Below are 13,865 nucleotides of genomic sequence, written 5' to 3' on the forward strand. Positions count from 1 at the left end.
TATAACGAACGGTATGCCCGAAAGTGTATGCCGCACACAAAAAAAAGGCTGCCCTAATAAAGGCAGCCCGCTAACTAAACAAATAAAAAACTATTCTTTGATAAATTTCTGTGATACCGCAGCGCCGTCAACCACAAGGTTTACCATGTAAACGCCTTTTTGCAGGTGAGCAACGTTAAGTTCGGCTTTGTTGGTACCCGGTGCCGTAGCCGCTACCTGCTGCCCCAGCATATTATAAACGTTCATGCTGTCAATGCTGCCCGTGCAGTTTAATGTAAGCACATCTTTTACCGGGTTGGGGAACATATTTATTACAATTGCCGCATTGTCTTTAATGCCATTCGTTTCGTCGTCAATGTCATTATCCCCGAATATTATATTGTCAAAAAACATAACGCCGTCGTCTTCCCTTTCGGCAAAATCCATGAAAATCACAATCTGGTTATATACGTTTCCTGGCGGCATGGCCGGGTGGTCAATGATATCGGTAAAGTCAAAGGTGAGTTCTTCCCACTGGCTGATCATTGTATTGGAAACCTTTTTTTCAGGGCGTGCATCGTCATTAGGCATCACCAGCTTTATGCCCACATCGCTGATGGTTTTTTTATACACCATTATTTTAATGATGGCGCTTTCGGGAGTCAGTACCCAGTTCCCCATGCCCGGGCCGCCTTCCCACGGCTGTGTGCCGGGTTGCTGCGTTTCGCATCCTGCCCAGGGCTGGCCTGCGCCCCGAACCTGGAATTTAGCCACCGTAGCTGACGGGTTGATGCCTGTCTGGTCAGGATTGGCCACAAACTCCAATGGTGGGTTATCATCATTTTCGAACACGTTCCACGCATAATTAGCACCATATCCGCCTGGTTCGAAGCTCATATCATTCTGTGCGCTGGCCGAAGCAAAGGCACACAAGAGTAATGCAGAGAAGTAAATTTGTTTCATTGTTGTAAAGTTGTTTTGGGAATTATTGTTTTTGTTAGGATAAACGTACTGAGAAATTCCCTGAAAATATGCATATCTACATTATAAATACTATACGTTGTGAAATATGTATTTATTTTAAAATATGATTGTTAATTATCCAATGAAATAAGGTGTTGCGAGGCTTGTTAAAATGGAACCTATAACGATGTTGTTGAGGTGATGTATAGGTGGAAATCTTATTTTAGATACTAATGTGCAGTTTATAATTTTAATGTGATCCGGCATAACATTCCGCTGTAAGTATTTTTTTATTAAGAAAATCTTAAGACAACAATGTTTTATTATTTTTGCGCCTACATAAACCAATAATCATGAAAATTAAGATTTTATCTCTATTGTTGATTGCAACAGTAGGAATTTCCAATGCCCAGGTATCTGTAAGTAAACAAAGCCAGGGAAAATTCAAGGAACTTGCCAAAAAGGATTTCGACCTGATTAAAACAAAAAAAACAATATTTGTTATGGATGGCATCGATATTGAAGACATGAGGCCGGTTTTGACAGAAGTATGGAAAGTAAACCCTTTTGAAGTTGTAAGCCGCGAAGAGTTTACCGAAAATAAAGTTACTTACATTACTGACAGCAATGCCATTTTTGAAGTGGTGGGACAAGTTAAAAGCAGCGACATTGCGACTGCAACCTATCTTGTAATGCAGTATTACTATCCGTCAAACATTAAAAATAATAATGGCAAACTCAAATATGACAAAAATGAGGTTGCTGCCATTTTCCTTTCTGGGAGTCTTGAAGGCATAAGCGAAATCATTAAAACAGGTAAATTTGGCGACATCCAGGAGCAAATGTACAACTACCAGCCTGGGTACCTGAAGAACTATTTCCAGAACATAAATAACCACCTGCTCAACAATACCAGCACCTGGGTGTATGAAACGGAATTTGACAAAACCAAGATGAAAGCACTCAAAACAGCAACGCTGTATGTTCCGGAATACGTAAAAATGAATGCCGTTTGGGACGGGCGCAGGAGCGGGAATGAAGACGCCAGCCTTCTTTTCAATGACTATGAGTTCAAGGTTGAATATATTGATGATGATGCACTAAACACCAAAATACTCAAGAACAAAAGCGGGGAGGAATTCTATTATTTAGTGTACACCCGTGAAATTGGCAACAAGATGATGACCATAGTGAATGCCAAAACCGGGGATATCATTTACAAGGATTATACTATAATGAGCTTTTTTGTAAAGTCCAAGGACTTTAAGGAACTGAGCAAGATCATAAAGAAATAAGAACGGGCGCCCTGAGGGCGCCCGTTTTGTTTATATCTTCCTTTCGATAACATAGTTCACCATGAGCACCAAAGCATCTTTGTATACCGATGAAGGATAGTCGGCAAGCAGAAGCAATGCCTCTTCACGGTATTGTGCCATACGTTTTTCAGCATATTCCAGGCCGCCTTTCTGCTTTACGAAAGCGATGACTTCCTTAACGCGCTTTTTATCCTTATTGTGGTTTTTAACCGAATTGATCAGCCATCTTTTCTCGTCTTTACTGCAATTGTTCAGCGTATAGATGAGCGGTAGCGTCATTTTTTGTTCCTTGATGTCGATGCCGGTAGGCTTGCCAATGGCATCATCAGTATAATCAAAAAGGTCGTCCTTGATCTGGAAAGCCATCCCTATCAGCTCGCCGAATTTCCGCATCTTTTCGGTATCCTCGCTATCCGGTGCTACCGAACATGCACCCAGTGAACAACAGGCTGCTATGAGTGTTGCCGTCTTTTGGCGGATGATCTCGTAGTAAATGTCTTCGGTAATGTCCAGCCTGCGGGCCTTCTCAATCTGCAGCAGCTCACCTTCGCTCATTTCGCGCACGGCAACCGATATGATCCGGAGCAGGTCGAAATCGCCATTGTCAATAGAGAGCAGCAGTCCTTTGGAAAGCAGGTAGTCGCCCACCAGCACGGCAATCTTGTTTTTCCACAATGCGTTTATCGAGAAGAAGCCACGGCGGCGGTTGCTGTCGTCAACAACATCGTCGTGTACCAGGGTAGCCGTGTGTATAAGCTCAATAACCGCAGCGCCCCTGTAGGTGCGCTCGTTTACCGTGCCGCCGCTTACCATTTTTGCGGTAAGGAATACGAACATAGGGCGCATTTGCTTGCCCTTGCGGTTTACAATGTAGTAGGTGATACGGTTAAGCAGCGACACTTTAGACGACATGGAATCGCGGAACTTTGTCTCGAAAAGTTCCATTTCCTGCGCTATGGGCTGCTTGATTTGTTCTGTGATTTTCATCGCCCTCAAAGATAGGAAAAAGCCTTCGAAAGGTAAGGCGATTTATAAAAGTTTAAGCATTTGCCGACTCATTCTTGTTGGCCAGCTGCCCACAGGCGGCGTCGATGTCCTTGCCTCGGCTGCGGCGCACTTTTGCCACTACGCCGTCGTTTTCCAACGCTTTTATGTAGGCGTCAATAGATTCGGGGTCGGCTTGTTGGAATTCGCCATCGTCAATGGGGTTATACTCAATGAGGTTGACTTTGCAGGGTACATGGCGGCAGAATTTTACCAGCGCATCAATGTCCTGCCTCCGGTCGTTTATGCCCTTCCATACCACATATTCGTATGTAACACGGCTTTTGGTCATTTTGTACCAGTACTCCAGCGACTCACGCAGGTCTTTCAACGGGAAGTTCCTGCTGAACGGCATGATCTGCGAGCGCACTTCATCAATGGCGGAGTGCAATGATACGGCAAGCTTGAACTTTACCCCGTCATCGGCCATTTTCTTTATCATTTTGGGTATGCCTGATGTAGAAACGGTAATGCGCTTGGCCGACATGCCCAGGCCTTCCGGCGAAGTGATCTTTTCTATGGCTTTCAGCACATTGTTGTAGTTCATCAGCGGCTCTCCCATCCCCATGAATACGATGTTGGAAAGCGGTCGGTTATGATACAGGCGGCTTTCGCTGTCTATGGCGGCTACCTGGTCGTATATCTCGTCAGGGTTTAGGTTGCGCATGCGCTTGAGGCGTGCCGTGGCGCAAAAGTTGCAGTCAAGGCTGCATCCCACCTGGCTCGATACGCAGGCGGTTGTGCGGGTTTCTGTAGGTATCAGCACCGATTCGACAACCAGGCCATCATGCAGGCGTACAGCATTTTTTACCGTGCCGTCGCTGCTTTGCTGCATCTCATCCACATGGATATGGTTGATGACAAAGTTTTCCTCCAACATCTGGCGTGTGGGCTTGGCAACATTGGTCATGTCGTCAAAGCTGTGCGCACGTTTGCTCCACAGCCATTCGTATACCTGGTTGCCCCGGAATGCCTTATCCCCATTTGCTACAAAAAAATCGCGAAGCTGTTCTTTCGTAAGCGCCCTTATGTCTTTCTTTTCCGTTTGCATGGCGCAAAGGTAGTAACTATTTGCGAATATTGAAATTAGATGGGAAACGGTACGTGAATGACACGGATACGGCTGATTTTCACGGAATGGTAAAAAATGAAAAAGCCTGCCGATAATTCCGCAGGCCTTAGATTAAATGGATCCGGATCTTATTTCTTTGAAAGCTTATAATTGGCCGTCTTGCCTTTGCTGTCTGCCAGCTTAAGGATGTAAACACCGCTTGCCGAAGAAGAAATATCTATAGTACCGGTACCTGAAGCCAGCTCGCCGGCTTTTACCTGCTGCCCCAATACATTGTAAAGTTCGTATGTAAGTACTGCTCCGGAGCCGTTCACATTGAAAACGCCTGTAGACGGGTTAGGGAATACCGTGACAGCAGCTTTTAGCGATGTTTCGCCTGTACCTGCCGTATCCTGTAGCCTGAAGCTTATTGATTCTGAGTCCCCAAAGGAACCGCCTGTGGATATTTGGGTTCCGTCTTCGGTAGTAAGGGTATAATACCCCTGCCCATACGAGCAGCAGATGCCATCACCTTCTTCATCAAAGATGGTAAACGTATAGCAACCTTCGTTCGAAAGGTTAAAGGTATGATTGTACAGGGTGTTGTTAGTATAGTTGCCGCCACCGTTGTACAGCAGGTTACCATTTTCATTGCGCAGTTCCCATGTTGTTTCCGATGCATAGAAATCGGTGCGAACAGCAAGGTTTACATTGGTAATGTCGAACACGTTGGCTACATAGTTTGCAGTAGCTTCATTGTCGATGGTGTCACCGTCGGCACCACCGTTAGGCAATGACAATGTAACATTAAGGATGTTCTCTCCTGTTGTGCCATTGATTACGGGAAGCTCTATGTCTGTTGCCTGGCTGTTAGCAAGATTTCCTGACCAGTTGTATACTGCAGGTGTACCATCATTAAGCGTATAACTGATCACTGCAGATGTTAGTACCTGCGAACCTTTATTTATAAGCCTGAGTACCGGTGCCGCCGAAATGCCGCATGTTTCAACACCAAGGTCAAGTATGCTGATGCGGGCATTAAGGGCCAAAACTTCCTGTGCAGGATAGGCATCTACTGTCATGGCTCCGGTGTTAGTAGGGTCAAGCCATTCTTTAAGCCTTGATGCGGCATTGTTGCCGGCATCCCATGAAACTGCAAAACGACCATATGCGTCATATTCCCCATTGTTTTCTGTACCGTTGCAATCGGCAAGTCCAAAATATAGTTGCCCGATGATACGTCCGTTATTGTTAAATAGCGGAGACCCCGAAGAGCCTCCTTCTGTAACACCGAGGTTCCAGCTGCCGATCATCCATAATTGAGCATTTTGCCCGGTGGCATAAGTAGGGGCATCCAGGTCAACACAGGCCTTCATGATATCGCCTGCGGGGTGGTGAATGCCAAATGTTGAAGAAGGAATGGCATCGCTGCGATCCCAGCCCGCCCAAACCAAATCCCATACTGAAGGCAAGTTGGCTGTTATCTGTACAAGGCAAAAATCACTGCCTGCATTCCTGGCACGAAGCTGGGCGCCACTTGCCGTTTGATAAAAATCCGGTGCGTTTGTTGTACTTGGCGCAGTTCCTGCACATACTGGGTCAGGGCTTATCCAGTTGAAGCGGAATGCCCACTGCGCCGGGTTGGAATAGCAGTGGTTAGCGGTAAGCAGGTAAGGTGTCCCGTTGTTGCTTGTATTATTTACAAGTGCCCCGGAGCAGAAGCTGTTATTGTTGGTAATTAACAGTGCGATGGCTTTTTTGTTGATGTCTTTCAGGCCATCAATTTCGCCCATATAGCATTCTACATCATAATTGCAATTGCCCGACCCATTCAGGTCATCATCAACAGCTTTATTCATTTTGTCTGAGGTACGATAGCCATGGACCACCTTGAATATCTCCAGCTTTCCCTGGCCTGCGGCTGCAAGCGGCTCGTAGTACTCAATCCATATGTCCTCTCCTTTTACAAGCCAGGTCCCCAGCACCCTTTCGTCGTTATTCTGGGCTTCATCATACGCACCCAATAAGTCAGTACGGTCATTGTTGTAAAGATATACTTTGGCGCCTTTCGGCATATAGAAATCACTAAAAAGGAAATTCATTGTTTTAGCGCCTTTTGATACATAACGCATCCTCCATATCCTGTCGCCGTTAGGCAGGGTGTGCCATTGCCCACTGTTTTGCAGGTTATGGTCTACAAGGAACTCGGTTCCGAAACGCCACGGGATATCTTTCCTGTTTTTGTTGGCTTCATCTTCAGCCACTAGGGCATCAAGGTCAAATTTCGGCATTGTTACCGGTGCAATTTGTGTCAGATTCTGAGCCTTCCAGCTTGCGGGCTCACCCTGATTTGTCACCTGGCTGTAGCCAATGCTCATAAAAAGCATCAGCAAAAAAGTAAATTTAAATTTCATTCGTTTAGGTTTAGGCCGGTAAAAATAAATCATTTTGTAATAAAAAATATTACTATTTATAATTATTCCAAATATTTAACTAACAGCTTTTGTACCTTCGTGAAAATTTTTTTTATGCATTTCATATCCGAAGAACTCGAGGACTACGCGGCAATCCACAGCGAAAACGAACCGGAACTATTAGCTGCCCTTAACAGGGAAACCCACCAGAAAATATTACAGCCCAGGATGCTCAGTGGGCATTTTCAGGGAAGGGTGCTTAGCATGATATCGAAGCTTGTAAACCCTAAGAATATTCTGGAAATAGGAACCTATACCGGCTATGCCACACTTTGCCTTGCCGAAGGATTGCAAAGCGGCGGTACGCTTGATACGCTGGACAATAATGAGGAACTATACGATTTCCAAAGAAAGTATTTCGATAAATCGGAATGGAAAGACAGCATTCGCCAGCACTTGGGCAATGCCCTGGAAATTATTCCGGGACTCGATAAAAAATTCGACCTTGTTTTCATCGATGCCGACAAGGAGAATTACATTAACTATTTCGAGATGATCGTGCCGATGATGAATAAAGGGGGTGTTATCCTTTCAGATAATGTGCTTTGGAGCGGTAAGATACTGGAGCCGGTTAAGCCCAATGACAAAAGCACCAAGATATTATTGGAGTATAACAGGCTGCTAAAAGACGACCCCCGCGTGGAAACGGTACTGCTACCCATTCGTGACGGGCTCACTGTTAGTAGGGTTGTCTAGCCTTTCATGTTGCGGAAAGTAACGGTCGCGCAGATAAATATACAGTTTCAGTACCAGCCAGCCGGTAAACAGCCCATAAAGGTATCCCATCAATATGTCACCGGGATAATGCAGTCCCAGGTATATGCGGCTGTAGGCAAATATAAGCGGCCAAAGGAAGAAAAATCCCATATATTTAAGATAGGGGTGCAGGACCCTATACAGGAAAAATGCCACAGCCATAGAGTTGGAGGCATGGCCTGATATAAAACTGAATGACCTTCGCTTTTGTATAGCGCGTATCAGGCCTTCAAGTTCGGGATTGCTGCCCGGACGAAGGCGTTGTACGCCATTTTTGATGAGGTTTGTTGTTTGGTCGGTAAGCAGTAAAAGTACAGCCACCATTCCTACGACTAAAAGAGCATGGCGCCATCCAAGCCTTTTAAACGCGAGGTAAAGTATGATAGCAAAAACAGGTATCCAGCTTACCTGCTTAGTAATGAATTCCCAAAAAGGATCCCAGGTTTCAGTCCCTAAAGAGTTAAGGTAAATGAATACTTCCCTGTCGAGCTGCTGCAGTTTTTCAAGCATTATCGCATACGTTTAATTGGCCCCTGCATGTCTTCAAGGTTTTCTTTCACCTTATTTATCTCCCCGGTAATCTCATTCGCCGTATTGTTGGCGTTCAGGTTGCCGGCAACATCATTGCCTATGTCAGTAAAGGTTTTCTTGATGTCGTCTATTTCTGCACTTTTGTGTATTTCGCTTTTTATGTCGTTGGTGGCATTTTTCAATTGTTGCATGCCTCTCCCCAATGTTCGGGCAATTTCAGGGATCTTATCTGACCCGAAAAGCATGAGCACCACGATAATGATAAGGAAAAACTCCCCTCCGCCAATTCCAAACATAATTATACGTATTTATACAGCAAAGTTACGCAAAGTTGGACGAAAGGGATTGCATTAAATGACATTTTAACCTAACCTTTATTGCTTAACCATTTTAAGGGTAGTGTTCTTGCCTTCAGTGGTAAGGGCAACATGGTACACACCTGCCGGAAGGTGGCTTATGGCTATATCATTCCCTTGTGATTGCAGTACTGTCCTGCCCATCGCATCGGTTATGGTTACGTTGCCGATCTCAGCAATACCCGAAATGTGCAGTACGTCCTGCACAGGGTTAGGCGCTATGGCGGTTTGGGCCATGTTAAAATCGCCGCGGCTGTTGGTAGTCTGCAAATACGATTCTATTGTACTTTGCGTTTGGTCAAGCCCTATCCCCGAAACTACAATGTGCGTGGTGATACTCCTGAAAACCGGCCCGGTGATTAAGTCCGCGTTATAATAGCTGTATGTCGTCTGATCCAGCGTTCCGACCTGGAATCCAAGATAAAAAAGGGCGAGGTTTTGCTGGGTTTTAAGTCGTGTGACGTTCATTGTACCCTGAAATCCTTCATTTACTGTAAGTGTACCATAGGCATCGGCAACAGAGCTTGTCGTTCCGGTAAATGTACCTGTCACGCCCTGCCCTTCGAAGGTACCTGAAACATTGCTGCTCGCGGTAGCCTGGTAGTTCATAGGGAAATATCCGACCAGCGCAAAGTCATTGTACTTGATGGTCATTTGTGAGGTTTCAAGGCCGGTAAGGTAGGTGCCTTCACCCAGGGCAAGAAAGTAATTCGACGGATTGCCGCCTTCAGTAGTGGTCTGTACTACCCAGCTACTACCGGGGAAGTTGGCAATGTCGTTTGTAGTTGCAGGAACCGTAGTTGTAAACGTCCCGGTAATTTCAGACAGGTCATTAAAATTCCAAGCCATATTGGCCCCCGCCTCTGTTTGGTTAAGTCCTGATGCCGAAGTGACCAGAACATACTCGTTAGTCTGCACTTCGCCAAAAAATCCGGTTGAATTGTAAAACGTCATAATCGGCTCCTATGCAAATGCAACAAAAGAAAATAAAACTGAAATGGATAGTAGTGTTTTTTTCATAGGTTGGTTTTTTTTAAAGATAAGAATTTATGCCAACCCCCTCTAAAACAGCCTACTTTTTCTTTTCGAAGGTATCGAACTTGTCTTTTAACTCTTCTTTTGGCCATGTGTTATTGCTTGTGTCAATGTCTGCGGTCAGCAACTTAGGATCGAGAGTTATTTTCTTCACCGGTTTTTCGGTGGCAAATACGCGCGATGCCGTTTGGTTGTTCTTCCTCCATATTTGTACGGGGAAGATGTGGCTTTCGCTTGTTCCATCCTCAAAACTAAGCTCTACCAATATAGGCATCAGCATATCGCCGGGCTTGTCAAAGGTTACTTCATAAAAGTACTTTGGTGTTTTAAGTTCCAACCTTTCTTCTGAAGTGAATTTTTCGCTCAAATAGGCATTCAGGAGTTTTACGTCCTTGGTGTTCAAAGCCTTTTTCTGTACTTTTTCTGTATCCGGCCCATCGGCAACCATATATACGAATGGCCCGTCATCTTCATTAAACCTGCCGCGTTTTACTTTGTGGTCTTTCATGTTCTCCGGCTGGGTTTCTGTTACGTAATATTGCTTTACGTCCATAATGCCCATGTCTACATAATCTGTCGTGTAAAACCATCCCCTCCAGAACCAGTCCAGGTCTACCGCCGAGGCATCTTCCATCGTCCTGAAGAAATCTTCCGGCGTGGGATGCTTAAATTTCCAACGGTTGGCGTAGGTTTTAAAAGCGTGGTCAAACAGCTCATGCCCCATAACCACCTCGCGCAGCATGTTCAGGCCTGTTGCCGGCTTGCCATACGCATTGGAGCCAAACTGGTGTATTGCCTCCGAGTTGGTCATTATCGGTTCAAGGAATTTCTGGTCGCCACTCATGTACGGTACAATGTTGGCGGCTGGCCCACGGTTGGATGGGTAGTTGGCATCCCACTCTTTTTCGGTAAGGTATTGAAGGAAGGTATTAAGGCCTTCGTCCATCCATGTCCACTGCCTTTCATCGGAGTTAACGATCATTGGGAAAAAGTTGTGCCCCACCTCGTGAATGATCACGCTCATGTTGCCGTATTTTATCCTGTCAGACACATAACCCTTTTCGTCGGGGCGGCCATAGTTCCAGCAAATCATAGGGTATTCCATGCCCTGGTCCTCAGCAGAAACCGAAATGGCTTTTGGGTATGGGTAGTCAAAGGTATATTTTGAATAGGTTTTTAATGTATGTGCCACAACACGTGTTGAGGTTTCGCCCCACATCGGATTGGCTTCTTTAGGATAAAGCGAATGCGCCATTACTGTTTTGCCGCCCAGCTGCACGGCCATGCCGTCGTATATGAATTTGCGCGATGATGAGAACCCAAAGTCCCTCACGTTCTTTGCATTGAATTTCCACGTTTTCTTTTTGGTACTAAAACCATTTTCTGCCTTTTCGGCCTCATCCTGAGTAACGATCACAACTGGCTTGTCGAACGATTTTGTGGCCTGTTCGTAGCGTTTCAACTGTTCTGATGTAAAAACTTCAGCGCGGTTGGTCAGGTCGCCGGTACCGTCGATGATATGGTCGGCCGGCACGGTAATGTTCACTTCGTAGTTGCCAAAGGTCAGGGCGAACTCACCCGCTCCCCAAAACTGCATGTTCTGCCAGCCCTCTACGTCATTGTATACGGCCATGCGCGGGTAAAACTGTGCAATCACATACAGGTTGTTGTTGTCCTTATCGAAATGCTCGTAACCCGAACGCCCGCCAATCACACGGTAGTTATTGATGTTATACCACCATTTGATCGAGAAGGATATTTTTTCGCCTTTCTTTAAAGGGGTAGGCAGATCGATGCGCATCATGGTCTGGTTGATGGTGTACTTCATCGGCTTGCCATTGGTGTCCTGTACATAATCAATTTTAAATCCGCCATCAAAAGCATCCTCCATATAGCGACGCGAAAAAGCATCAGCTTTATAGGCAGGGTCCATTTTCTGGCTTTCGATAAGTTTTGATTTAGAGTCTTTTGTATTGATGTTCTGGTCGAGCTGAACCCAAAGATATTCCAGGCTTTCGGGCGAGTTGTTATGGTAGGTAATGGTTTCCTTACCAAAAAGCTTCGTATTCTTATCGTCCAGTTCGATATCCATTTTATAGTCAGCCTGTTGTTGGTAGTAGGCAGGTCCCGGCGCTCCCGATGCGGTACGGAACATATTGGGGGTTGCCATCAGGTCATACATCTGGCTCATCTTGTTGCTGTCTTTATGGCCGGGCTCACGTTTTTGTGTCGGTTTTTCCTGAGCGGAAACCGTTACTGCCGCTGCCATCAATAGTGCGTAAAATGCTTTTCTCATAATTATGGTTTAAAACTCCAACAAACCTTCCGGTTCATCATTGGTCAGCAACAGGCTCTTTTTGTTACTGTTTATTTTTACATTAATGATATTTTGTTGCTTAGGGTAAACATCTAGTAAGGTGGTGTTTTTCATTTCCACCGAATTTACCTTTGTCCCGGCCTCTATGGTAAAGTAGCATACCAGTACATCGTTTTCCATTTCTTTGGCCAGGTATTTGACGGGTTTCAGCTTACCGTTGACCTTTATCGTTACTTTCTCAGAAAAATATTTGCTAAGATGTTCCTCCGTATCGGGCAGTTCCCGCTCTTCAGTAAGGTAGAATTTCTTGCCGTATTTTTTTTGGAGGCCCAGTTCCATGTCGTCGATAAAGATGCGGGCGGTCATTTGCAGTACTTTCTTTTTTTGTACATGCTCAATTTGGAATACCGATACATAATATTTATGTATACCGGCACTGGCCAGCGCAAAGGCTAAAATGATTAAAAACAGGTAACGGCGGAAATGCTTCATTTTCCAAAAATAGTAAACTTAATGGTTTGGACATGATTTTTTAAGACTTTGGGAGGTTCAGTTCTTATAGGATATGGCTGTCTGCTCAAGATTTTTAATATAATGTAAAATATTTTAAATTTTATTTTACTGAAAATTAATGAATTACATATTTTTGCAAAAATAATTTTACGGGTCGTGCAACCCTTTTGCAATGCTATCCGTCTATGCTAATAGAAGTCGGTTAGTAATTGAGAAATGAAAAACGGCATCCGCAAAGACCAACCAATAAAACGAGATTTTGAAAGTAATTGCCTTACATCAGGAAGAAAGGGACATCATCAGCCAGGCGGCGGAGAACAACCGGCATGCCCAGCAGAAGATCTACTCGAAGTACTCGCCCAAGATGCTCAGCATTTGCAGGCAGTACATAAAGGACCTGCACCAGGCCGAAGACATAATGATAACCGCCTTTATGAAAGTCTTTACCAACCTGAAGAATTTTGAGCACAAAGGCAGTTTTGAAGGATGGATACGGCGCATCATGGTAAACGAGTGCATATCCTACCTGAGAGTGCAGAAGAAGGTGGGGTTTCTGGAAGATGAATTTTATGTTGAGGATACGTTCAATAATATAGAGAGCCATTTTTCGGTGGAGGACATACAAACCTTGATAGATAGCCTGCCGGATGGGTACAAGATGGTGTTCAACCTTTATGCGATAGAGGGCTTTAAGCACCAGGAAATAGGGAAGATGCTGGGGATAAGCGAAGGGACATCAAAATCGCAACTGTCGCATGCCAGGAAGATGCTGCAGGATCAAATTAACAAGCAAAAGAATTACGTAAATGGAACCGAATAGATTAGAAGAACAATTTAGGGACAAGCTGGAGCAACGCACCATACAGCCGTCTAAAATGGCGTGGGACAGGCTCGATGCGATGCTTTCGGTAAATGAGGAGAAAGAAGTGCAAAAAGCAGTACCCATCAAAAAGCCCAACAGGGGCTGGATGTACATGGTAGCAAGCTTTGTATTGTTCGCGACCATCGGCACATTTTTTCTGACCCGCGAATCATATAACGGCAGCACCCCGGAAGGTACAGGGAGATCGGTTGTAAATACAGAAAAGCCTGTTGAAACGGAAGGACACAATGATACAGTACAGCCATCAGGTACAGGAGCAACGGATAACATTTCTGTCCCGATAAAGCAAGAAGCGATGGCGGCCCAAACACCAGGTGCCTCACAAAAAATTGTGCCGGTAAAAGCACAAAGTGTAAGCCAGGCAGTTAAGGAATATGACGTTGTTCCACAGCAAGATAGCCAAAGTGTAGCGGTAGTCCCGGAAAATTTAAAGCCTGAGGCACAAAAAGAATTTGAAGCTGAGAAACTATTAGCGGCCAATCATCCGGCTCCCAAAAAGAAGTCTACCGTAAAAGTAGATGCAGGTTCGCTGCTCTCATCGGTAGAAGGCGAGCTTGACGAAAGCTTCCGCGACAAGGCGTTGCAGGGCGCAATCAAAAACTTTAATGCGGTAAAAACTGCCGTAGTGAACAGGAACTATCAATAAA

Annotated in this window: 13 protein-coding genes; 4 read left to right on the plus strand and 9 right to left on the minus strand. The window is 45.0% G+C overall.

Annotated elements, in window-relative coordinates:
- Positions 1-90: 90 nt before the first annotated feature.
- A complete protein-coding gene (locus tag OGH69_RS10315) occupies positions 91-942 on the minus strand; it encodes a T9SS type A sorting domain-containing protein (RefSeq protein WP_265174386.1) in 852 nt (283 codons plus the stop codon).
- Positions 943-1,295: 353 nt separating this feature from the next.
- On the opposite strand from OGH69_RS10315, the gene OGH69_RS10320 reads away from it, so the two are divergent.
- Entirely contained in the window at positions 1,296-2,237 is a 942-nt protein-coding gene (locus OGH69_RS10320; RefSeq protein WP_265174387.1) for a hypothetical protein, read from the plus strand.
- A gap of 30 nt (positions 2,238-2,267) precedes the next feature.
- Here the strand turns inward: OGH69_RS10320 and OGH69_RS10325 are convergent, their stop codons facing one another.
- The 3 genes from OGH69_RS10325 to OGH69_RS10335 all read right to left on the minus strand — a co-directional run bounded on the left by OGH69_RS10325 (position 2,268) and on the right by OGH69_RS10335 (position 6,767).
- Entirely contained in the window at positions 2,268-3,245 is a 978-nt protein-coding gene (locus OGH69_RS10325; protein ID WP_265174388.1) for a polyprenyl synthetase family protein, read from the minus strand.
- Positions 3,246-3,297: 52 nt separating this feature from the next.
- The gene (rlmN, locus tag OGH69_RS10330; protein ID WP_265174389.1) at positions 3,298-4,353 is read right to left on the minus strand and encodes a dual-specificity RNA methyltransferase RlmN; all 1,056 of its coding nucleotides are present in this window, start codon (positions 4,351-4,353) and stop codon (positions 3,298-3,300) included.
- A gap of 149 nt (positions 4,354-4,502) precedes the next feature.
- Positions 4,503-6,767 (minus strand): T9SS type A sorting domain-containing protein, encoded by a 2,265-nt coding sequence (locus OGH69_RS10335; RefSeq protein ID WP_265174390.1) that lies wholly within the window; start codon positions 6,765-6,767, stop codon positions 4,503-4,505.
- Positions 6,768-6,881: 114 nt separating this feature from the next.
- On the opposite strand from OGH69_RS10335, the gene OGH69_RS10340 reads away from it, so the two are divergent.
- Positions 6,882-7,523 carry an O-methyltransferase gene (locus OGH69_RS10340; protein WP_265174391.1) on the plus strand — a complete coding sequence of 214 codons (642 nt, stop codon included), beginning with the start codon at positions 6,882-6,884 and terminating at the stop codon, positions 7,521-7,523.
- Here the strand turns inward: OGH69_RS10340 and OGH69_RS10345 are convergent.
- The 5 genes from OGH69_RS10345 to OGH69_RS10365 form a co-directional block, all read right to left on the minus strand.
- On the minus strand, positions 7,482-8,093 hold the full coding sequence (locus OGH69_RS10345) for a phosphatase PAP2 family protein (protein ID WP_265174392.1): 612 nt from the start codon (positions 8,091-8,093) through the stop codon (positions 7,482-7,484). The genes OGH69_RS10340 and OGH69_RS10345 overlap by 42 nt on opposite strands.
- Positions 8,093-8,410, minus strand: coding sequence for a Sec-independent protein translocase subunit TatA/TatB (locus OGH69_RS10350; RefSeq protein WP_265174393.1), 318 nt, complete (start codon positions 8,408-8,410; stop codon positions 8,093-8,095). Before OGH69_RS10350 ends, OGH69_RS10345 begins: the two co-directional genes overlap by 1 nt.
- A 78-nt stretch (positions 8,411-8,488) precedes the next feature.
- Positions 8,489-9,424 carry a T9SS type A sorting domain-containing protein gene (locus OGH69_RS10355; protein ID WP_265174394.1) on the minus strand — a complete coding sequence of 312 codons (936 nt, stop codon included), beginning with the start codon at positions 9,422-9,424 and terminating at the stop codon, positions 8,489-8,491.
- Positions 9,425-9,542: 118 nt separating this feature from the next.
- Complete coding sequence (locus OGH69_RS10360; RefSeq protein WP_265174395.1) at positions 9,543-11,801, minus strand: M1 family metallopeptidase; 2,259 nt, start codon at positions 11,799-11,801, stop codon at positions 9,543-9,545.
- A gap of 9 nt (positions 11,802-11,810) precedes the next feature.
- The gene (locus tag OGH69_RS10365; protein ID WP_265174396.1) at positions 11,811-12,314 is read right to left on the minus strand and encodes a DUF6702 family protein; all 504 of its coding nucleotides are present in this window, start codon (positions 12,312-12,314) and stop codon (positions 11,811-11,813) included.
- A 280-nt stretch (positions 12,315-12,594) separates the two neighbouring features.
- Between OGH69_RS10365 and OGH69_RS10370 the strand changes: the two genes are divergently transcribed.
- Together OGH69_RS10370 and OGH69_RS10375 are read left to right on the plus strand one after the other, a co-directional pair.
- Complete coding sequence (locus tag OGH69_RS10370; protein ID WP_265174397.1) at positions 12,595-13,155, plus strand: RNA polymerase sigma factor; 561 nt, start codon at positions 12,595-12,597, stop codon at positions 13,153-13,155.
- Entirely contained in the window at positions 13,142-13,864 is a 723-nt protein-coding gene (locus tag OGH69_RS10375) for a hypothetical protein (protein WP_265174398.1), read from the plus strand. The genes OGH69_RS10370 and OGH69_RS10375 overlap by 14 nt, the downstream gene beginning before the upstream one ends.
- Position 13,865: the final 1 nt, after the last annotated feature.

Source organism: Flavobacterium sp. MFBS3-15 (assembly GCF_026107645.2).
In the GTDB taxonomy this organism is placed as follows: Bacteria; Bacteroidota; Bacteroidia; order Flavobacteriales; family Flavobacteriaceae; genus Flavobacterium.

What these genes read in the sequence shown, in the direction of transcription:
- OGH69_RS10315 (WP_265174386.1), bottom strand. Translation starts at nt 942, where the DNA reads ATGAAACAAATTTACTTCTCTGCATTACTCTTGTGTGCCTTTGCTTCG.
- OGH69_RS10320 (WP_265174387.1), top strand. Translation starts at nt 1,296, where the DNA reads ATGAAAATTAAGATTTTATCTCTATTGTTGATTGCAACAGTAGGAATT.
- OGH69_RS10325 (WP_265174388.1), bottom strand. Translation starts at nt 3,245, where the DNA reads ATGAAAATCACAGAACAAATCAAGCAGCCCATAGCGCAGGAAATGGAA.
- rlmN (WP_265174389.1), bottom strand. Translation starts at nt 4,353, where the DNA reads ATGCAAACGGAAAAGAAAGACATAAGGGCGCTTACGAAAGAACAGCTT.
- OGH69_RS10335 (WP_265174390.1), bottom strand. Translation starts at nt 6,767, where the DNA reads ATGAAATTTAAATTTACTTTTTTGCTGATGCTTTTTATGAGCATTGGC.
- OGH69_RS10340 (WP_265174391.1), top strand. Translation starts at nt 6,882, where the DNA reads ATGCATTTCATATCCGAAGAACTCGAGGACTACGCGGCAATCCACAGC.
- OGH69_RS10345 (WP_265174392.1), bottom strand. Translation starts at nt 8,093, where the DNA reads ATGCTTGAAAAACTGCAGCAGCTCGACAGGGAAGTATTCATTTACCTT.
- OGH69_RS10350 (WP_265174393.1), bottom strand. Translation starts at nt 8,410, where the DNA reads ATGTTTGGAATTGGCGGAGGGGAGTTTTTCCTTATCATTATCGTGGTG.
- OGH69_RS10355 (WP_265174394.1), bottom strand. Translation starts at nt 9,424, where the DNA reads ATGACGTTTTACAATTCAACCGGATTTTTTGGCGAAGTGCAGACTAAC.
- OGH69_RS10360 (WP_265174395.1), bottom strand. Translation starts at nt 11,801, where the DNA reads ATGAGAAAAGCATTTTACGCACTATTGATGGCAGCGGCAGTAACGGTT.
- OGH69_RS10365 (WP_265174396.1), bottom strand. Translation starts at nt 12,314, where the DNA reads ATGAAGCATTTCCGCCGTTACCTGTTTTTAATCATTTTAGCCTTTGCG.
- OGH69_RS10375 (WP_265174398.1), top strand. Translation starts at nt 13,142, where the DNA reads ATGGAACCGAATAGATTAGAAGAACAATTTAGGGACAAGCTGGAGCAA.